This is a genomic window from Paracraurococcus lichenis (assembly GCF_030657435.1).
GTDB lineage: Bacteria > Pseudomonadota > Alphaproteobacteria > Acetobacterales > Acetobacteraceae > Paracraurococcus > Paracraurococcus lichenis.
Genome location: NZ_JAUTWS010000530.1, coordinates 1 through 369 on the forward strand (window position 1 = coordinate 1; position 369 = coordinate 369).

Consider the following 369-nt stretch of genomic DNA (forward strand, 5'->3'; position numbering starts at 1 on the left):
CACCACCTCCCGGCCACCACGCTCGCGCACCCGCGGCCGCGCCACCGAGACCTTGCCACCATGGAAGCCGATCGGGCCCTGGGTCCGGCCCCAGCGCTGCGCCTGCCGTCCGTCGCCGCGGCCGTGCCGCGGGCCGCACAGCGCCGCCGCATCGGCCTCCAGCAGCTCCCCGAGCGCCTCCAGCCCCGCCCTCAGGCATAGCCGCTCGAAGCTCTCCGTCATTGCCTCCGGTGTCCGACCTGTAGGCGATGGCAGCGCCCCGCCCGTCGATGTGCTATTCCTCGTCATGGCGTTGCTTGCCCCTCGTGGATTCGACACCCCGAGCCTACTGGCTCAGGGCGGGCAACGCCGCCTCCTCTTCCTCAACAT

1 pseudogene is annotated in these 369 nt (G+C 72.4%); it reads right to left on the reverse strand.

The annotated features are described in order from the left end of the window. Positions 1-222: pseudogene (locus Q7A36_RS41110) on the reverse strand (IS256 family transposase); the annotation flags it as partial. Between the last annotated feature and the right edge of the window lie 147 nt (positions 223-369).